Genomic DNA, 20033 nt, shown 5'->3' on the forward strand with positions numbered 1-20033 from the left:
TGCGCGCCCTGGAAGTATATACTCCGGTCGCGTGACGCAGGTGCCGCCCTCTTCCTTGTTCGTGATCGGCATCGACGCCGGTGGGACCAAGACGGACGCCGTGCTGGCTGACGTACAGGGGGCCGTGATGGCGCGTGCCCGCGTCGGCGGGGCGAATCTTGCCGCGCACGGTGAGCTGGCCGTCGAGAAGACGCTGCACGATGCGATCGATGAGGTTCTTGGCGCGGAGCGGCGCGCACCGGACGTCATCTGCCTCGGCATCGCCGGCGTCGACAGGCCGGAAGACAAGGCGATCATCGCCGGCATCATGCGCCGCATCGGTGCGCGCGCCAGCGTGCTCATCACCAACGATGCGCTGATTGCTCTGGTGGCCGGCGTCGGACTGGGAGCGGGCGTCGTGATCGCCTCGGGCACCGGTTCCATCGCGTATGGCTGCGACGGTCGCGGCCTGGCTGCCCGCGCCGGAGGCTGGGGGTACATCCTGGCCGACGAGGGCAGCGGCTACTGGATCGCCCGTCAGGCGCTGCGCGCCGTCGTGCGCGCCGCAGACGGTCGCGGGCCGAAGACGGCACTCACGCAGATGGTCCTCGAGTTCTTCGACGTGACGCGCGCGGAACACCTCGTCCGCGAGGTATATCGGCACTACCTGAAGCCGAGTGACATCGCGCGCTGTGCCAGTCTCGTGAGCCGCGCACGCGAGGGCGGCGACGAGGTCGCCATCGACATTGCGTCAACGGCGGCTGACGAATTGTCCGCGTCCGTGCATTCCGTCGTCGCGCAGCTCGAGCTGGCCGGCGACGTTCCCGTGGTGATGGCCGGTGGCGCGTTCCATGCCGTGCCCTGGTTGCAGGACGGCCTTCGCGAGCGGCTCGCGGATGTGGTCCCGGCGGGTCACGTGAACCTGCTCACCACCGACCCGGCGATCGGCGCCGTACGCCTGGCCCTCGCGCACGCGCAGGGCGGTGCCGTCCTTCCCACATACAAGACCCGTGATCATCTCGCTTTGTGACGACTCCCACGACGTGGCCGATCTCGCGGCGCAACGCGTCGCCGATCTGCTGCACGCGTCGCCGCGCACCGTGCTGGGCCTGCCCACCGGCCGCACGCCGATCCTGATGTACGACCGCCTCGCGGAGCGCCACGCCGCCGGCGCGCTCGACTTCGCGCGGGCGACCACGTTCAACCTCGACGAGTTCGTGGGCATCGGCGAGTCGCACGAGGGGAGCTACCGCGCGTACATGCGCCGCTACCTCTTCGATCGCGTGAACATCGCCGACGGCGAGGGACACGTGCTGGACGGACTCGCGCCCGACGCCGACGTGGAGTGCGCGCGCTTCGAAGATCGGATCGCCGCGGCTGGCGGGATCGACCTGATGATCCTCGGCCTCGGGGCCAACGGCCACATCGGCTTCAACGAGCCCGCCGCCACGCTGCAGGCACGTACGCATCGCGTGCGCCTGCTCGAGCCATCGCGCAAGGCCAACGCCGGATTCTTCGGCGGCGATCCCGCGCAGGTGCCCGTCGAGGCGATGACGATGGGGATGGGGACGATCCTGAAGTCGCGCCGGATCCTGATTCTGGTGACCGGTGCGGAGAAGGCAGAGACGCTGGCCGCGACGATCAACGGCCCGGTGACGACGCAACTGCCCGCGTCGTTCCTGCAACTGCACGGCGACGTCGAAGTGATCTGCGATCGTGAAGCCGGCAACGCGATTCGCTGAGCGACGCTACTTCTTCTCGGACTTCTCGGACTTGTCGGTCTTCTCGACCTTGTCGGGTGTCCTGTCGAGCCCGAGCAGCACGCGGAGGCGCGGTTCGGCATCCTCACCCACGGCTTCGCGCACGGAGTCGTGCGCGTTGCGCAGTGTGGCGAGCGCTTCGGTCAGCGACAGTCCGGTCCGTTGCATCACGATGGCGGCCTTCACGTCGTTCTTCGCCGACTTGAGCAGTTTGCCGGCCGTGTCGTAGTCCACGCCGGTGGCTGTGGCGATGATCCGGCGCGCACGGTCCTTGAGTTTGTCGCTCGTCGCGAGGACGTCGACCATCAGGTTGCCGTACGTCTTGCCCACGCGCACCATCGCAATCGTGGTGAGCATGTTGAGCACCATCTTGGTCGCCGTGCCCGCCTTGAGACGTGTGGACCCGGTGAGCACCTCGGGGCCGACGGCGGGCGCGATGATGAGATCGACGAAGGTCTGGAGCTCGCTGCCCGGCCAGCACGTCACGAAGATGATGCGCAGGCCCGCCTTGCGCGCGCTGGTGAGCGCGCCGCGCACGAACGGCGTCACGCCGCTCGCCGAAATCCCGATGATGATGTCGCGCTTCTGCGGCTTCAGGCGCGCCACGGCGCGCGAGCCTTCCTCGTAGTCGTCCTCGACGCCTTCCTTCGGCTGGAAGACGGCGTCCTTGCCGCCGGCCATCACGGCGCTGACACGCGCGGTGGGGACGCCGAACGTCTGCGGCATCTCGGTGGCTTCCACCACGCCGAGGCGTCCGCTCGTGCCCGCGCCGACGAAGATGAGTCGGCCGCCCTTGCGGAACGACTCCGTGATCATCTGCACGCCGGCGATGATCCGGTCCTTCTCGCGGTGGACGGCCGCCACGACCTTCCGGTCCTCGTTCACCATCAGGTCGACGATGTCGCCGATGGAGGCGGTGTCCAGGCGGAGGCTGTTGGGGTTGATCGCTTCCGTGGGAAGGGACTCCCACTTCGAAGTCTGTGCCATGGATGACTCGAACAGGCGGCGGGTGCCGAGGCCGGTGAGGGTAGCGCGCCCCCCCGGGGCTGTCAACGAAACGCCGGCGTGCCGGCCGTCGTCCGGATGGGCAGCGCCCGGTTGCTACAATCGCCGTCCAGATGCCAGAACGTCAGCTCACGATTGATGAAGCGGCCGCGCTCGGCCGGCGGCTCGAGACCGAACTCGGACGCACGATCGTGGGGCAACGCGCCGTGCTCCAGGAGATCCTGATCGCGTTCTTCGCCGGCGGGCACTGCCTGCTACGCGGCGTGCCGGGGCTCGCCAAGACGCTCATCATCAAGACGCTGGCGCGAACCGTCGCGCTCTCGTTCAACAGGATCCAGGTCACTCCGGATCTCATGCCCTCCGACATCGTCGGCGCGGAGGTCATCGAGGAGGACCGGTCGACGGGCCGGCGCGAGGTGCGCTTCATGCGCGGGCCCGTGTTCGCGCACATCCTGCTGGCCGACGAGATCAATCGCACGCCGCCGCGCACGCAGGCCGCGCTGCTGGAAGCCATGCAGGAGCGGCAGGTGACCGTCGGAGGCGTGCGCTACGACCTGCCCGCACCGCAGTTCGTACTGGCGACGCAGAACCCCATCGAGCAGGAAGGCACGTATAGCCTGCCTGAAGCGCAGCTCGACAGGTTTCTGCTCAACGTGGTGATCGGGTATCCCACGGCCGACGAGGAACGGCAGATGCTGGCACGCACGACGGCCGCGCCGTCAGCGCTGCCGGACGTAGTGGCCGACGGCGACGACATCGCAGCAGTGCACCGGCTCGTGCGCGAGATTCCCGCCGCCAGCAACGTCGTGGACTACGCGGCGCGACTGGTGCGGGCCACGCGACCGGGCGAGGCCGAGACCGCGGCCGTCGTCTCGAAGTACGTGCGGTGGGGCGCGGGGCCGAGAGCCGGCCAGGCGCTGCTGCTATGCGGCAAGGCGCGCGCGCTGCTCGAAGGGCGTGCGGCGGTGTCGCTCGACGATGTGCGGGCGCTTGCATTGCCGGTGCTGCGTCATCGCGTGCTCGTGAACTTCCAGGCGGAGGCAGAAGGGCTCGACGCCGACGCGATCGTGTCGCGTCTGCTGAACGAGGTCTCCGCGCAGGCGTGAGCGCCGCTACCTCGCCCGTTTCACTCGATCCCGCGCTGCTGGCGCGCATCGCCGACCTCGAGCTCGCGGCGCGCCTCATCGTCGAAGGGGCCAGGCTGGGCGCGCATCGCAGCCCCTTCACGGGCACCGGCGCGGAGTTCCAGCAGATGCGCCCGTACCTGCCCGGCGACGACCTCAAGCACCTCGACTGGAAGCACTACGCGCGCACCGATCGCCTGTTCACACGCGTGTACCGGCAGACGACAGAGTGGCCCGTGATGATCGCGATCGACACGAGCCGGTCCATGGCGTTCGCCGATGCCGTCGGCGTGTCGAAGCTCCAGTTCGGTGTGCTGCTGGCCGCGGCCCTGACGTATCTGCTGGTGCAGCAGGGCGAAGCCGTGGGCCTCGTGACGCACGGCACGGAGACGGGCGTCGCGTTGCCGGCACGTACAGGCAGACCGCATCTCGTTCGTACGCTGGGTCTGCTTGCGGGAGTGACGGCAGACGGTGCGACGGATCTCGGCGGGGCCATTCGCCGCGCGGCCTCGCGTCTGGGACGTCGTGGCTGCGTGGCGCTCATCTCGGATCTGTACGGCAGCGACGACCTGCAGCCCGCGTTGCGGGAAGCACGCCGAATGGGCCACGAGGTCGTGGTGTTCCACGTGCTCACGCCCGGAGAGCGCGTGCTCGACGCGCGCGGCGACGCGGAGTTCGTCGACCTCGAAACGGGCGAGCGTCTTGTCGCGAACGTGCCGTCCGTGCGGGAGGAGTACGCCACGCGCGTGACGGCGTTTGTCGACGAGGCGCGCGCGTTCTGCACGAGTGAAGGGATCACGTTCGTCGAAGCCGGAACTGACACGCCGATCGACGGCGTCCTGCGCGCATTCACGCAGCAGCGCGCGCCACAGGCGGGAGGCGCGCGGTGACGTGGGCCGTGCCGGCGGCGTGGGCACTGGCCATCGCCGTGGCCCTGCCCATCGTGGCGCACCTGTGGTCGCGACGCCGGCCCGCGGCGGTGCTCTTTCCCACACTGCGGTTCCTGCGCGCGGCATCGCCCGTGTCGCGACGGCTGCGTCGCGTGCAGGACTGGCCGCTGCTGTTGCTGCGAGTGGCTATCGTGGTGGCGATCAGCGCCGCGGCTGCCGGTCCGACGATCACGGCGTCGTGGCGCGCCGACGTGTGGCGCAATCGTCTGCATCGCGTCGTGGTGGTGGACGAGTCGGTGAAGCGCGCCGCCGGCGACGCGGTGGCATCGCTCGAACCTGTGGCGACATCGATGCGTGTGATCGACGGAGGTGCCGCGGCGGACCTGCTCGAGGAAGCTGTTTCGGAGGCCACGCGCGACGCGAAAGATCGGCAGACGGAGATCGTCGTCGCGTGGGATGGATCGCGCGAGAGCCTGACGCTGGCCGATCTCGAGACAATCCCGGAGGCGATGGGGATTCGATTGCTGGTGTTGCGTCGGGACGCGGCAGACGCGACGTCGGCTGGCTTCGACGTGACGGTCGAAGCGGCTGAATCGGATGTCGCGATCCGGGACCGGTTGCTGGACATGGTCCGGCCTGGCGCGGAGGGACGGCCTTACCCTGATGCGCCCGCCTCGGCAGGTTCGGCTCCCGCTCCGGCAGGATCCGCTCTCCGAGTCCGACCTGACAGTCCGCCGCTCGTCTTCGTCTGGCCGGGGGCGACGCGTACGCAGGCCGACGCCGCAGTACCTGCAACGCCGTCCGCGTTGCGCGTGCTGGACGATGTGGCTGACGACGTGCGGGTGCGGGACGCGGCGGAACGTTCGGTGCGCGATTCACGCGCGTCTGGTGGTGAGCATTCACTTACCGAACGCACGCTGGCGACAGGCCCGGACGGAGAGTCGCTTCTGCGCGGCCGAATCGAGGGCAACCGTGTCGTCTTCACGCTCGACGCCACACCATCGTCTCCACTGTCCCTGTGGGCGCTCATCGCCGCCGTCGAATCGACCAGGTGGAGCGGAGGCGCCCCCACGAGATGGAGCGAACGGGCTTCAGCCACTTCGAGTGCCTGGGGTCGCGATGCGATCGCGCGCATCGAACGCGCTCCCACCACGCCCGCTGACGTCACGCTCCCCGGTGGTCTCGACACGCGTGCGGCGTGGGCCGTCGCGCTCGTGCTCCTGCTGGTGGAGCAATGGTGGCGCAGACGAGGCGCGCCCGCCGTCGATCGTGAGGTAGCCGATGCCGCCTGAACTGCCCGACGGCGCGGGCGGCGCATCAGGCTCCGTGCGCGACGCGGAGTGGGTCGGCGCGTGGATCGCGTCGACATGGCGCCGGTGGCGACTCTGGTACGCCGCGTGGGCGCTCGTGCTCGGCACGGGTGTGGCGCTGTTGCTGCGAGCCCTGCTGATGCCGCTCACGACAGCGAGCGCCATCGCTTGTCTCGCTGTTGGACTCGCGTCAGCCGTTGTCGCATGGTGGCTGGCGCCCGGCGTGCGGGACGTGTCGGTCGTTGTCCGAGCCGTCGAGCGCGCGAACCCGGATCTCCAGAACGCGCTGTTCACGTGGCACGAATGCCAGGAGGGGGCCTGGCTCGGAGAGCCGACCCTGCCTTCGCGGGAGCCGGTTCTGTCTCGGGGGCCGACGGCCATGGGAGCGAGGTCGTTGTCGCCGGCGATCGCCGCGAGACTCGTGACGCACTCGCGCGGCGTGTTGCGCACCTCGGCGCCGCTCGTCGCTGTCTCGCGTGGCGCGTGGGCGATGGCCGTCGCCGCGGTGATGCTCGGCGTCGTCGGCGGATTCGTCACGCCGAAGACATCGGGGCCTGCCGATGTGCAGGCAGCTGTCGCGACGTCGAACCCGGTGCCCGTGACGGCGGGCGCTCTTTCGTGGGCGGTCGTCGTCACGCCGCCGTCGTATACCGGCAAGCCGATCGAGCGGCACGAGCAGCCATCGCGCGTCGACGTACTGGAAGGGTCGCGTGTCGATGTCACGTTGACGGCGTGGCCTGATGGCGCGACGGCCTTCATCGGCGATGGACCACTGCCACTGCGCGAGGATGGTGACACACGGACCGTGCGCCTGACGGCGACCGCCTCCGACGTGATGATCGTGAAGGACCGCAACGACGGCGTGCTGGCGGCGATGACGCTGGTCGTCGTGCGCGATGCTCCACCGGGTGTCCGCATCACCGCACCGGGCGCCGACCTCACGCGTGATGCCGCGACCGGGACCGTCACCATCCGCGTCACGGCGCGCGACGACATGGCCGTGCGCGGCCTGCGCCTGCTGTACACGAAGGTGTCGGGCAGCGGCGAGAGCTTCTCGTTCGAAGACGGGGAATGGCCACTGCGTATCGAGCGTCGATCAGCGGCCGAGTGGGAAGGGACGCACACGGTCGATCTCGCCACGCTGAACCTGGCACCCGGCGATTCGGTGGCCTACCACGCCGTGGCGCACGACGCGCGGTTCGGCGCCGCGGGCACGTCGGAGTCCGAGCGCTTCCTCATCGAGATCGTGCGTCCTGGCGCGGTGCCGGCTGGCGACTACAGCCTGCCTGAACCCGAGCTCGGATTCGCGTTGAGTCAGCGCATGGTGATTCAGCTCACCGAAGGCCTGTTGCAGCGGCAGGCGCGCATCGCGCGGCAGGAGTTCCGCGAGGATGCGCAGACGCTCGCCGTGGCACAGCGGCGCGTGCGCGCGGAGTTCGTGTTCCTGCTCGGTGGAGAAGTGGTGGACGAGGTCGAGGAAGCCGGACACTCGCACGAGATCGGTGAAGGCCGTCTGGACAACCAGGGCAAGAGCGATCTCACGGACGCCGTCCGCCACATGGCGCAGGCGGAAGTTCGCCTCACGAACGCCGACGTCAGGGAAGCGCTCGAATACGAGTACAAGGCGCTCGCGTCGTTGCAGGCCGCGTTCGGCAAGGCGCGCTATTTCATGCGGACGTTGCCCAACCCGGTGCAACTCGACATGAATCGGCGCCTGACGGGTGAACGCGTCGACGCCGCGTCGAGCCGGTGGGCTGCACGCGCCTTCCCGGACGCAGCGCGTGCTGAGGCGATCGCGCTGCTGGCGCGTCTCGACGCGCCGGGCGTCGACGTGACGCGCCTCCTGCCGGCGCTCGTGGCGCTCGATCGCAGCGACGGTGCATGGGTCGCAGAGGTCCAGCGCGCGGCGCAGGACGAAGGGACCGAGGGCGTGGCGCGCGTGCTTCGCGCGCGCGTGTTGCCGGCGAGCCCGACGTGGTTGTCGTTGCCATTGCCGCGCTCGGTGGCAGAGGAGGCGCTCGGAGCAGCGAGTCGCCCGTCACCAGCACGGAAGGTGACGCCATGAACCTGGCACCCCATGTCCTGCGCGTGCTCGGCATGGTGGGCGTGATCGCGGGCATCGTGGACCCCGGATGTCGTGACGCCGCGCGCCAGCACCTGCACGTCAGGATCGCCGGCGACGTCGCACCGGAGGCACGCACGCGCGCGTTGCAGGCTGTGGCATCGGCGGCGCCGTGGGCTGTGGTGATCGACGAGGCGGATCCCGCGTCGATCCACTCGGACACGACACCAGCGGTGGCGACTGTCGTCGTCGGGCCTGCCGCACCGGTCCTGCGCGCGCTCGAGCAGCGGCGCGCGGATCTGGCTCTCGAAGTGGACGACGAGGCCGTGACGATTCAGGCGATCGTCGTGCCCGGTCGCGTCGTGGCCGGCATGCGCACCGACATCCGCGTTGGCGTTGGCGACGTGGTGCCGAACCGCGGTGTCGTCCGCGTGACGGTGCGTGATGCGGACTCCGGTGTGGAGCAGGCCCGCGTCGACGCGCCACTGCCACCGACGAACGGGTTGAACCCCGGTCGCTCCATTCAGAAGGAGGGATGGACGCCAGACCCCGCTTCTTCGAGAGGGGTTTCAACCCCTGGCGAGGAGGGCCGCGAACACGTCACGGTGACGGTTCCGTGGATGGCGACGGGGGAGGGACCACACCGGCTGCTCGTCGAGGCATCGCGACCTGACGTTACCGGTGGACCGCCTCCCGCATCGGCAGTGGCGTCGATCGATGTCCTGCCATCGGACGTGCGCGTGGCGGTACTCGAGGCGCGTCCGACGTGGAGCGCGCGCTTCGCGCGACTGGCACTCCAGGATGTGGATGGCGTGCGCCTCACGACGGATGTGCGCCTGGCGCCAGGCGTAGCCGTGCGCACGACGTCGGCCGGCGATGGGGACGCGTCGACAGCCGGTGGCGATGACGAGGCGCAGGTGCGGATCGTCGGCGGGCTTGATGCCCTGACGTCGGAAGACGTCGCTGCGCTCGCGCGCGCGGTGCGCGATCGTGGGCGTGCGGTGGTGCTGCTGGCGGACGAGGTGCCGGCGCCGGGGCCCTGGCGCCGACTCTGGCCCGATCCCACGGGCTCGCTCAGGCAGTCGGTCAGCCTCGCCACCGGCCGCATCGGCGGCCACGCCTGGAAGATGCGCGAGTGGCTGGACCTCCCTCCGTCGACGGCAGTCACGCCGTTGGCGTCGCTCGACGCGGGCTCCACGCCCTTTGTGGCGGGACGTGGGCTGGGTGCGGGGCGCGTCGTGCTCGTGGCGGCGCTCGACGCGTGGCGCTGGCGGGCGGAGGACGACGCGGCGTACGCGGCAGGTTGGCGGGCACTGGTGCAGCGGCTCGCGGCCGATGTTCCGGAGCCCGTCGAGAGCACCGTGTGGGTCACGGGGCACGGGCGGCAGCGCTGGCTGCACGTCGCCGTCGCCGTGCGCGCCGACGTGGTGGCGCGCGACCCGGCGGTCGCGGCCGTGGTGACCGGTGACGACGATCGTCCGGTCCCGCTCCAACGGGTCGCGTCGGGGACGTGGCGCGGGGCCGTACGCGCGCCTGAGGCGGCCGGCGTAGAGATCACGACGACCGCGACAGCAGCAGCGGAAGTGGTCGGACGAGCACAAGACGTGGTAGACCTTGGCCCGTTCCGACGCCCGGCGGCGTGGCTGGACGTGACGCGGCACCAGGTGTGGCGCGGCGGTGTCGCGGCGCCGCGGGGGCAGTGGAGCGATGCCCTCACGCAGGTGCGTACGCGGCTCGCGGGAGTCGAGGGCGCGCGATGGTACATGACCCGGACGTGGGGATTTGCGGCGCTGGTGCTGGCGCTGCTTGGCACGGAGTGGATTCTCCGGCGCCTGAACGGAGCACGGTGAGGATGATGAGGGGAGCAAGATGGCGCAGAACCGACGAGACTTCCTGAAGACGGCCGGCGCGGCCGGTGCCGCGTTGTCGTTGAGCGACTGGTGGATGGCACCGACGTCCGCGCAGGCCCCGAAAGGGCAGAGCGGCCCGTGGCGCACGTGGGGGGCCGATGTCCTGAAGCAGGCCAAGGGGCTCGGCTGCACGTATGCCGAGATCCGGTTCGGCCGGAAGCGGTCGCAGGCGTTGAACGTACGTAACGGACAACTGACGAGTGGCGGTGGGTTCAGCTTCGGCGGCTTCGGGTCGGCGCCCGGTGGCGGCATCAGCGACACGTTCGGCTTCGGCGTGCGCGTCATCCACTCCGGCGTCTGGGGCTTTGCCAGCAGTCCGATCGTGACGGCTGAGGAGATCCGTCGCGTGGTGCAGCGCGCCACCGACGTGGCGAAGGCCAGCGCCGTCGCCAAGCGTTTCGACGTGAAGCTGGCGCCGGTGTCCGCGTACGACGAGTTCTACGAAACGCCGCACACGCGCGATCCGTTCGAGGTGTCGCTCGAAGAGACGATCGCGCTGCTGGTGGACGCCACGACGGCGATCCAGAAGAACAAGCAGGTCCTGTTCGCCACCGCGCAGGTGAGCTTTTCGCACGACTGGAAGTTCCTCGTCACGTCCGAGGGGTCGTTCATCGAACAGAGCCTGTACTACTGCTCTTGTGGCGCGTCGGCCACCGCGCGCACCAAGGGGCAGGTCAAGACGCGCGTGTACACGCCCGGTGCGTCGACGGCGGGGTACGAGTTCCTGGTGAACGCGGACCTGAAGGGCAACGCGGAACGCGTGGCCGCCGAAGCGGTGGAACACAGCATGGCCGCGCCCGTGCAGTCGGGACTGAAGGACCTCGTGCTGAAGCCGTCGCACCTGGCGCTGACGATGCACGAGATCATCGCGCATCCCACCGAGCTCGATCGCATCGTCGGCTACGAGGCCAACTATGCGGGCACGAGCTTCGTGAAGCTGTCGGACCTGAAGACGCTGAAGTACGGCAGTCCGCTGCTCAACGTGTACGCCGACAGGACGCACGTGGGCGCGTGCGGCACCGTGGGTTTTGACGATGACGGGGTGAAGTCGCAGCGCTGGCCGATCATCCAGGACGGCATCCTCGTGGGCTTGCAGACCAACCGCGAGACGGCGCACTACATGGGGGAGACCGAGAGCCGCGGCTGCACGTTCGCCAACCACTGGCGGAACTACCCGTTCCTGCGCATGCCGAACATCCAGATGGAACCCGGCAAGCCCGGGTCGCCGACGCTCGAGCAGATGATCGCTGACGTCAAGGACGGCGTGCTCGTGGACGGCGCCGGCAGCTTCAGCATCGACCAGCAGCGCTACAACGGCCAGTTCGGCGGCAACGCCTTCTGGGAGATCAAGAACGGCAAGGTCACGCGCATGGTGACCGACTTCACCTACAACGCCATCACCACCGACTTCTGGGCGAACCTCGACGCCGTCGGGCCTCCGGAGAGTTGGGAGCACCACGGCATGGACGGTGATGCCAAGGGACAGCCCGTCCAGTCCAACTATCCGTCGCATGGTTCGTCGCCCTGCCTGATCCGCAAGGTCATGGTCGGTGCGGCGTTCGCCTGACGACTTCGACGCTTCGACTTTCCGAGGATGCGATGAGTTGCTCACGTGAAGCAGTGAAAGCGATCACCGACAAGATCCTGAACATGGCCAAGGCCGACGCGGTCGAGGTCGACTTCCAGGGCGGCGAGCGGTCAGCCACGCGGTACGCCAATTCGAGCATCACCGCCAACCTGATCGAGCACGATCAGCAGGTCAACATCACCGTCTACTACGGGCAGAAGAGCGCGACGACGATCACGCACCAGTTCGACGATGCGTCGCTGAAGACGGCCATCGAGCAGGCGCAGGCGTTGGCCAAGCGCAAGCCCGACAACCCTGAAGCGATGCCGCTCGTGAAGCCGCCGCAGAACTATGCGCCGGTCGACGCGGTGATCGATCGCACGGTGGACTTCGGGCCTGCCGAACGCGCGGCGATGGTGAAGAAGAGCCTCGACATCTGCGAGAAGAAGGGCGTGGTCGGCGCGGGCTACATCCCGAAGCTGCACTGGACCAACGCCACGGCCAACAGCGAAGGGTTGTTCTCGTACTTCCGGTACGCGGAGGCGAGCTTCATCCTCACGTGCCGCACGCCGGACGGCACGGGCTCGTGCTGGGCCGGGCAGACAGGCCTGAAGGACGTGAACCTGATCGATCCCGTCTCGATCACCGAGCGGGCGTCCGAGAAGGCGCTGAAGTCGCAGAAGCCGCGCGCGATCGAACCCGGCGACTACACGGTGATCCTCGAGTCGCGTCCTGCGGCGCGGTTCCTCTCGCTGCTGCTCACCTCGATGGACGCGCGCGCCGCGGAAGAAGGCCGCAGCTTCATGAGCGGTGCCGAGCGCGGACAGACCAAGGTGGGGCAGAAGCTGTTTGGCGACAACGTCACGCTGCGCAGCGTGATGAATCATCCCGTGCTGCGGCAGTCGCCCATCGGCGAGGACGGTCTGGCCGCGCAGGACGTCGCCTGGATCGAGAAGGGCGTGGTCAAGAACCTGTACTACAACCGCTTCTGGGCCCAGAAGACAGGCAAGACGCCCACGGCGACGTCTCCGGGCATGAGCCTGGTGATGGACGGCGGGACGACGTCGGTCGAGGAGATGATCAGGACCACGAAGCGGGGGCTGCTCGTGTCGTTCTTCTGGTACATGCGTCCCGTCGAGGCGATGTCGATCCTGTACACGGGCATGACGCGCGACGGACTGTTCCTCATCGAGAACGGCGAGATCACGGCGCCCGTGCAGAACTTCCGCTGGAACGAAACGCCAGTGGTGGGCTTCAACAACATCAGCGCGCTCGGCCCTGCCGAGCCGATGCACACCGGCGAGGCGTACGACCAGCCGGGCACGGCGATGGTGCCGCCGATGCGCATCGAGGACTTCACCATGACGTCCGTCTCTCCGGCGGTCTGAGGCAGGCATGAGCACGAATCGTCGGGATTTCATCAAGACCATCGGCGCCACGGGCGTCGCGCTCGCGTCGAGCGATCTCGTCGCGTCGCTCGTGGCGCGGTCGCCGAAGGGGCAGGTCCTCGCCTCGCAGTTCAAGGGCCTGTCCGACGTGGCGCTCGCCGAGGCCAAGCGCCTCGGCGCGACGTACTGCGACGTCCGCTTCACGCGCAACATCAGCGACTCGATCACCGTGCGCGACAAGATCGTCGGCGGGGGCGGCTTCGGCGGCTTCGGTGGCGGTGGCGGACGGCACGAGAGCGCCGGGTTCGGCGTCCGTGTGCTGCACAGTGGCGTCTGGGGGTTTGCCAGCAGCCCGAACGTCGGCGAGGCGGAGATCCGAGCCATCACGCGTCAGGCCGTGGACGTCGCGAAGGCGAGTGCGGTGGCCAAGCGCTTCGACGTGAAGTTGGCGCCGACGGCGGCGTACCAGACGTCGTGGGCCACGCCGATCACGGTGGATCCGGCTACCGTGTCGCTCGACGACAAGATCGCGTTCCTGCTCGGCATCAACGAGCAGCTGATGAAGACCAAGGGCGTGATCCGCACGCAGTCGTCGATCGCCCAGGACTACGAGTGGAAGTACTTCGCCTCGTCCGAGGGCTCCTACATCGAGCAGGAGACGTGGCGCATGGCCCCGAGCTTCACGGCCACGGCGCGCGCCGGGAGCAAGGTGAAGTCGCGCACGTTCACCGTGCAGGCCCGCACGGGCGGCTACGAGGTGGTGACGGGCGGCGGCATGCTCGAGAACGCGGATCGGATCGCGGCCGAGGCCGTCGAGCACGCGATGGCGCCGCCGGTGTCGCCCGGGCTCAAGGACGTCATCATGACGCCCTCGCATTCGATGCTCACGATCCACGAGATCATCGGCCACCCGACCGAGCTCGATCGCATCCTCGGCTACGAGGCCAACTACGCCGGCACGAGCTTCATCAAGGTGTCGGACGTCGGCAAGATGAAGTACGGCAGCAAGCTGTTCAACGTCACGGCCGATCGCACGATTGCCGGCGGCCTCTGCACCGTGGGCTACGACGATGACGGCGTGAAGACGCAGTCGTGGCCGATCGTGCGCGAGGGCATCCTGGTGGGGCTGCAGACAAACCGCGAGACGGCGCACTTCATGGGCGAGACCGAGAGCCGCGGCTGCACGTTCGCCACGACGTGGCGCAACTATCCGTTCCTCCGGATGTCGAACCTGCACGTCGAGCCCGGCGACGACAAGGCGCCGAGCGCCGAGGAGCTCATCGCCGACACGAAGGACGGGTTGCTCATCGACGGACGCGGCAGCTATTCGATCGATCAGCAGCGCTACAACGGCCAGTTCGGCGGCGATGCGTTCTGGGAGATCAAGAACGGCAAGAAGGTGCGGATGGTGTCGGATGTGACCTACAACGCCATCACCACCGACTTCTACGGCAACCTCGATGCGGTGACCAACAAGGCGTCATGGGAGATGCACGGGACCACGGGCGACGCCAAGGGCCAGCCCGTGCAGATCAACCACATCTCCCACGGTGCCCCGTGGATGCGCGTCCGCCAGATCATGGTCGGCGCGGCCTACCTCTAGCGCCGTCGCACGGGCGTCCGCCGTCGCGCAGCGCGCTGCGGCGGACCGTGCGATCCCTCCCATTCCGCCTGGAGGCAGGGGCATCGGCCCCAGGCCTCCACACCGCAGAGGCTTGACCTCACGGCGGTGGCGGTGTATACCTTCGCCTCAATTCGTCCAGTCAAGTACGAGGTTCGCCGGCGGTGGTCAGACCACATGCCGTCGCGGATGGCGAGTTGGGGTGTCCCTCGACAGGAGAGGCTATGGTTCACCGATTCCAATGGGCCCGGTTGCGCGCATGTGCCCTGCTCGTCGCGCTCGGAATGCTCGTCGTGCCGACGCTCGCGCGAGCGCAGGCGACGCGCGGCACGCTGCTCGGCACGGTCACAGACACGTCCGGGGCACCTGCGCCGGGCACCACGGTCACCATCACCGACGTCGGCACGAACATCGTGACCAGCAGCGTCACCAACGAGGCGGGCAACTACACGTTCCCGAACCTCAGGGACGGGCTGTACCGGGTGGAAGGTGAGCTCAGCGGCTTCAAGAAGGTCATCCGCGAGAACGTCAAGGTGGACGTCAACACCACGATCCGCGTCGACCTGAGACTCGAGCCCGGCGATCTGTCGGAGACGATCAGCGTCACGGCCGAGACGCCCGCGCTGCAAACGGATCGGACCGACACGGGCCGCATCATCGAGGGCGAACAGATTGCCGCGATGCCGCTCGGCTTCGGCCGCAACTTCCAGGGCATGCTCGCCACGGTGCCTGGCGCCTCCCGCCCCTTCAGGCCGCATTCGGAGTTCTTCAATTCGCAGGATTCGCTGTCGAGCAACGTCAACGGTCAGTCGCGTCTGGCCAACAACGTGATGATCGAGGGCATCGACAACAACCACAAGACCGGCCTGCTCACGGTGCTCATCCCGTCGGCCGAAGCGCTCGAGACGGTGAGCGTCACGACGAGCAACTACGACGCGGAGTTCGGGCGCGCCGGTGGTGCCGTCACCAACGTCACGCTGAAGTCGGGCACGAACCAGTACAAGGGGTCCGGGTTCTGGTTCGGCGACAGCGACGAGACACGCGCCACCAACGCATTCGTCGATCGCGCGAACCTGCCGAAGGAGCGCCAGAAGCCCGAGACGCTGTACAACCAGTTCGGGTTCACGCTCGGCGGCCCGATCATGCGCAACCGTCTCTTCTTCTTCGGCGACTACATCAGGACCAACGACGACCTCGGGCGCGTCAACCGTTACGTCGTGCCCACGGCCGCGCAGCGCGCGGGCAACTTCAGTGGGTCGGCCGTGCCGATTTACGATCCGGCCACGGGCGATGCTGCGACGGGGGCCGGTCGCACGGCGTTTGCCGGCAACGTGATTCCGGCCGATCGCATCAGCCCGATCGCGCAGCGCATCATGCAGAGCATCCCGCTGCCCAACATCGCCGGCGTGGCCGAAGGGCAGATCAACTATCAGGACACGACGATTCGCAAGCGCCGCACCGACGGCTTCGACGTGAAACTGAACTACCAGGCGACCGAGAAGGACCAGTTCTCCGCGCGGTACAGCTTCCAGCGGCCGACGGCGGAAGAGCCCGGGAACTATCCCAACAACATGGGCGGTCCGTATCAGGGTGGCTTTGTCGGCAGCGGCACGAACACGACATACAGCGTGGCCGGCAACTGGACGCGCACGTGGACCAACACGCTCGTGGCCGACATCCGCGCGGGGGTCAGCAAGTACCGCAACAAGGCGGTCACCGTGGCCAACGGCCTGACGACGGCGGCCGACATCGGCATCCCCGGTGTGAATCTGGATGAGTTCACGAGCGGCATGACCGCGATCAACATCAACAACGGGATCTCCAACCCGATGGTCGGCTTCGTGAACTCGCTGCCCTGGGATCGTGGTGAGACTACCGTGGACCTCTCGACGACGGTGACCAAGCTGTGGGGCAACCACACGGTGAAGGTGGGCGGTACGTACCGGCACAACCGCGACTTCCTGCTCCAGACCCAGGACCAGGGCGGCTCGCGCGGCTACTTCACGTTCAACGCCGCGCAGACGGGCAGCCCGGCCAATGCGGCGTCACAGGCCAACATCAACAATGCGATCGCGGCGTTCCTCCTCGACCGGCCGAACGTGGCGGGGCGCGACCTCGCCGTCATCCCGGAGCCCGGCACGACGCACTCGGCGGTCTTCACGTTCATCCACGACAAGTGGCAGGTCACGCCGAAGCTGACGCTGGACCTCGGTCTCCGCCACGAGTACTACACACCGCTGGTCGGCATCCAGAAGCAGGGCGGCCTGTCCAACTACGACCCGAACACGAACTCGCTGCTGATCTCGGGGTACGGGAGCATTCCGGACGACCTCGGCGTCAAGAAGAACTTCCGCAACTTCAATCCCCGGCTCGGCGTGTCCTACCGCATCGACGACAGGACCGTCGTTCGCGGCGGATACGGCATGAGCACGGCGCCGTTCGGCGACAACAGCTACGCGTTCAACTTCCCGGTGAAGCAGAACAACCAGTTCAACGCACCGAACGGCTTCGTGACGCCGGCCGGTGTGTCCATGGCCAACGGCTTCCCGGCGCCGGTCGTCGCAGACATCCCTAGCAGTGGCATCATCGATGCCGGTGCGGATTCGCGCTTGCGCAACGCCGCCTACTTCCACATCCCGAACAACCTGAGGGAAGGGCAGATCCACTCGTGGAACGTCGCGTTCCAGCGCGAGATCGGCTACAACTTCACGGTCGACATCGCGTACGTCGGCAATCACGGGCAGGACATCATCCAGCGCCTGGACCTCAACGCGGGCTACGTGCTCGGCGCCGACAACGCCGGTCGGCCCCAGTTCGCACAGTACGGCCGCACATCGTCGGTGACCACGTTCCTGCCGTACGAGACCGACTACAACTCGCTGCAGATCAAGGTCGACCGCCGGTTCAAGAACAACTTCCTCGTCACCAACTCGTACACGCTCGGCAAGGGCGTGAGCTACGACGGCGGCGACTCCAACGGCACCATCAGTACGCCGGCCGACATCTCCCGCAGCTGGGGTCGCACGTCAAACGACCGCCGGCACACGTTCGTGAGCAGCTTCGTGTACGGCCTGCCGATCCAGCGCGAGGGCGTGCTGGGCTGGATCCTCAATGGCTGGCAGGTGTCTGGCCTCTTCACGGCGCAGTCGGGGACGGCGGTCGACATCACGATGGCCAACGCGCTGCTGCGCGCGCCGAGCAACACGCAGCGGCCAGACCTGGCCGGCGATCCGAAGAAGCTCGGCGGCATCGGTGGCGGGCAGACGTGGTTCGATACGACCGCCTTCTCGGCGCCGGCCAACAACACGTTCGGGAATCTGACACGCAATGGCGCCGGCATCGACGGGCCCGGCTACATCAATCTGGACGGCTCGCTCGTGAAGCGCTTCAACTTCGGCGCGCGGTACGGGGAATTCCGCGTCGACGCGTTCAACGTGACCAACTCGCTCCACGCCAACAACCCGAACGGCACGTTCGGCGGTCCCGTCTTCGGCCAGATCACGGGGTCCTACGGCGAACGCATTGTCCGCTTCGGCCTGCGATTCATCTTCTGACGACGCACCGAGAATTGGACGCCAGGGGCTTCGGCCCCTGGCGTAGCGAAGGGCCTCAGCGGTGTAGACGCGATGTCTTGGCAGCCTATTCAGGGAGCGGGCGAAGGCGGTGCCTGGTGCGGGGCGCGCCACAGCGGTAGTTCGAGCGTGCGGGCTGCCGTTGCGAGCGGGCCGTCCTGGCACGCCAGGGGCAGCGCGCGACGTTGCGCCAGGTCGAGGTACGTCGCGTCGTAGACCGAGAGGTGATGCGCGGTGGCCAGTTCGCCGAGACGGGCGAACGCCAGACCTGATCCATCGTGATCCATGCGCAGGCGGAGCTTCTGCAACCAGGAAAGCGCCGCTCTTCGCTCGGCCTCGCTGAGCTTCCGTCGCCGAACGAGCACGACGAGAGCGTTCGCCACCTCGAGCGGCCACAGAGCCGGAACCTCGACGGTCGCTCCGTCGGCAATGGCGTCCAGCATCGCGTCGGTATCGGCGGTTGCCTGTGCGGGATGAACCCACGCGATTGCGACCGACGCGTCGGCGATGAAACCAGCCGTTGGTCAATTCACTGTACTACCTTTCGAGTGCGCCATCGGTTCCGCCCGCCCGTTCAGCCCCTGGTGCGCTCACGCCCGTGGCAGGCGTACGCGGGCGACGCAGCCCGGGGCGTCGCGGCGATTCTCCAACGCCACGTGGCCGCCGTGGGCGTCGGCGATCTGGCGACACAGCGCGAGGCCGATGCCGGTACCGCCAGGCTTGGTCGTGAAGAAGGGCACGAAGACGTCGGCGCTCGCGACGATGCCGGGCCCATCGTCGACCACGCGCACTTCCACGAACTCGTCGCCTGACGCGAGCTCCCACCACAATTGCACGCCTCCACCCGTGCCCGCGACGGCATCGACGGCGTTGCGGACGAGGTTGATCAGCAATTGCTCGATCTGATCCGCGTCGGCGCGCACGACGCACGGCGGTCCGCCGCGCACCATGACGCGTTCCGAGGCGTCGAGCGCGACCACGCGCGAGACGAGAGTCGGCACGTCCACCGAGCCGAACGTGGGCGACGGCAGACGGGCGAGTGCGGCATAGCCGCGCAGGAAGCGGTTGAGGCTCTCGGCCCGCATCTCGATCACGCCGAGTCCCTTGCGTACGTCGGTGCGCACGCTCTGGTCGAACGGACCGCGATCGAGGAAGCGCCCGAGACTGTTGGCGATGGAGGTGATCGGCGTCAGCGAGTTGTTCAACTCGTGGCTGAGGACGCGGATGAGACGACGCCACGCCGCACGCTCTTCCTCGCGCAAGGTCCTGCTGACGTCATTCAGCACCACGAGATCGTGGGGAAGACCGTCCTGCCTGAACGACGAGTGGCGCACTTCCCATCGGCCGGAGGCATTGGGAAAGTCGAGGCTGGCCAATCGGGTTGGCAGGGGATCGAGGAGGGACTCGCATCCGAGGTCCGCCGCCGACCGTCCGAGGAGATCGCTCACGGGGAGGCCGAAGAGCCGCGCCGCCGCGGGGTTGGCGAGCGCGAGTGACTGGCGGGCGTCGAAGGCGAGCACGGCCGCGTCGAGCTCGGCCATCACGGTGGCCAGCAGGGCACTGGCCTCCACCTCGGTGAGGCGCTGCCGCTGCAGCCAGTCGGCGAGCAGGTTCACCTCGAGCAATACCTGACCGAGGCCGTCGGTGGACGTGTCCTCATCCTCGTGCCTGGCGCGTGCGGAGAAGTTGCCTTCGCGCAGCCCCTGAATCAGGTTCGCCGTCGTCCGCAAGGGTCGCAGCAGCGCGCCGCGCAGGCGACCGGCCGCGAAGCCGCACCACGCGACGATCGCGACGATGACCGCGACGCGCGCGCTCGTCGGCCACGGCAGGTGCACCGTGCCGAAC

General features: G+C 68.2%; 14 protein-coding genes. 11 read left to right on the top strand and 3 right to left on the bottom strand.

What is annotated here, in order from left to right; translation table 11 throughout:
• Window positions 1–40: 40 nt before the first annotated feature.
• Together IT182_06520 and nagB are read left to right on the top strand one after the other, a co-directional pair.
• Window positions 41–1009 (top strand): ATPase, encoded by a 969-nt coding sequence (locus tag IT182_06520; GenBank protein MCC6162986.1) that lies wholly within the window; start codon window positions 41–43, stop codon window positions 1007–1009.
• Window positions 990–1721, top strand: coding sequence for a glucosamine-6-phosphate deaminase (nagB, locus tag IT182_06525; protein MCC6162987.1), 732 nt, complete (start codon window positions 990–992; stop codon window positions 1719–1721). The genes IT182_06520 and nagB overlap by 20 nt, the downstream gene beginning before the upstream one ends.
• Window positions 1722–1727: 6 nt before the next feature.
• Here nagB and murQ read toward each other — a convergent pair whose 3' ends face one another.
• Window positions 1728–2726, bottom strand: coding sequence for an N-acetylmuramic acid 6-phosphate etherase (murQ, locus tag IT182_06530; GenBank protein ID MCC6162988.1), 999 nt, complete (start codon window positions 2724–2726; stop codon window positions 1728–1730).
• A gap of 131 nt (window positions 2727–2857) precedes the next feature.
• Between murQ and IT182_06535 the strand changes: the two genes are divergently transcribed.
• The 9 genes from IT182_06535 to IT182_06575 all read left to right on the top strand — a co-directional run bounded on the left by IT182_06535 (window position 2858) and on the right by IT182_06575 (window position 18170).
• Window positions 2858–3850 (top strand): MoxR family ATPase, encoded by a 993-nt coding sequence (locus tag IT182_06535; protein ID MCC6162989.1) that lies wholly within the window; start codon window positions 2858–2860, stop codon window positions 3848–3850.
• The gene (locus IT182_06540) at window positions 3847–4758 is read left to right on the top strand and encodes a DUF58 domain-containing protein (GenBank protein ID MCC6162990.1); all 912 of its coding nucleotides are present in this window, start codon (window positions 3847–3849) and stop codon (window positions 4756–4758) included. Before IT182_06535 ends, IT182_06540 begins: the two co-directional genes overlap by 4 nt.
• On the top strand, window positions 4755–6050 hold the full coding sequence (locus tag IT182_06545; protein MCC6162991.1) for a BatA domain-containing protein: 1296 nt from the start codon (window positions 4755–4757) through the stop codon (window positions 6048–6050). Before IT182_06540 ends, IT182_06545 begins: the two co-directional genes overlap by 4 nt.
• Window positions 6040–8133 (top strand): DUF4175 family protein, encoded by a 2094-nt coding sequence (locus IT182_06550; protein MCC6162992.1) that lies wholly within the window; start codon window positions 6040–6042, stop codon window positions 8131–8133. Before IT182_06545 ends, IT182_06550 begins: the two co-directional genes overlap by 11 nt.
• On the top strand, window positions 8130–9980 hold the full coding sequence (locus IT182_06555) for a hypothetical protein (GenBank protein MCC6162993.1): 1851 nt from the start codon (window positions 8130–8132) through the stop codon (window positions 9978–9980). The genes IT182_06550 and IT182_06555 overlap by 4 nt, the downstream gene beginning before the upstream one ends.
• 19 nt (window positions 9981–9999) lie before the next feature.
• A complete protein-coding gene (locus IT182_06560) occupies window positions 10000–11607 on the top strand; it encodes a TldD/PmbA family protein (protein ID MCC6162994.1) in 1608 nt (535 codons plus the stop codon).
• 32 nt (window positions 11608–11639) lie between these two features.
• The gene (locus tag IT182_06565; GenBank protein MCC6162995.1) at window positions 11640–12995 is read left to right on the top strand and encodes a TldD/PmbA family protein; all 1356 of its coding nucleotides are present in this window, start codon (window positions 11640–11642) and stop codon (window positions 12993–12995) included.
• A gap of 7 nt (window positions 12996–13002) precedes the next feature.
• A complete protein-coding gene (locus tag IT182_06570) occupies window positions 13003–14598 on the top strand; it encodes a TldD/PmbA family protein (GenBank protein MCC6162996.1) in 1596 nt (531 codons plus the stop codon).
• A 242-nt stretch (window positions 14599–14840) separates the two neighbouring features.
• Window positions 14841–18170 (top strand): TonB-dependent receptor, encoded by a 3330-nt coding sequence (locus tag IT182_06575; GenBank protein ID MCC6162997.1) that lies wholly within the window; start codon window positions 14841–14843, stop codon window positions 18168–18170.
• 89 nt (window positions 18171–18259) lie between these two features.
• On the opposite strand, the gene IT182_06580 is transcribed toward IT182_06575, so the two are convergent.
• Both IT182_06580 and IT182_06585 read right to left on the bottom strand, forming a co-directional pair.
• Window positions 18260–18631, bottom strand: coding sequence for a type II toxin-antitoxin system VapC family toxin (locus IT182_06580; GenBank protein ID MCC6162998.1), 372 nt, complete (start codon window positions 18629–18631; stop codon window positions 18260–18262).
• A 147-nt stretch (window positions 18632–18778) separates the two neighbouring features.
• Window positions 18779–20033 (bottom strand): PAS domain-containing protein (locus IT182_06585; GenBank protein ID MCC6162999.1); only part of this gene is annotated, 1255 nt, incomplete at its 5' end.

The sequence above is a fragment of the Acidobacteriota bacterium genome, assembly GCA_020845575.1.
GTDB lineage: Bacteria > Acidobacteriota > Vicinamibacteria > Vicinamibacterales > Vicinamibacteraceae > Luteitalea.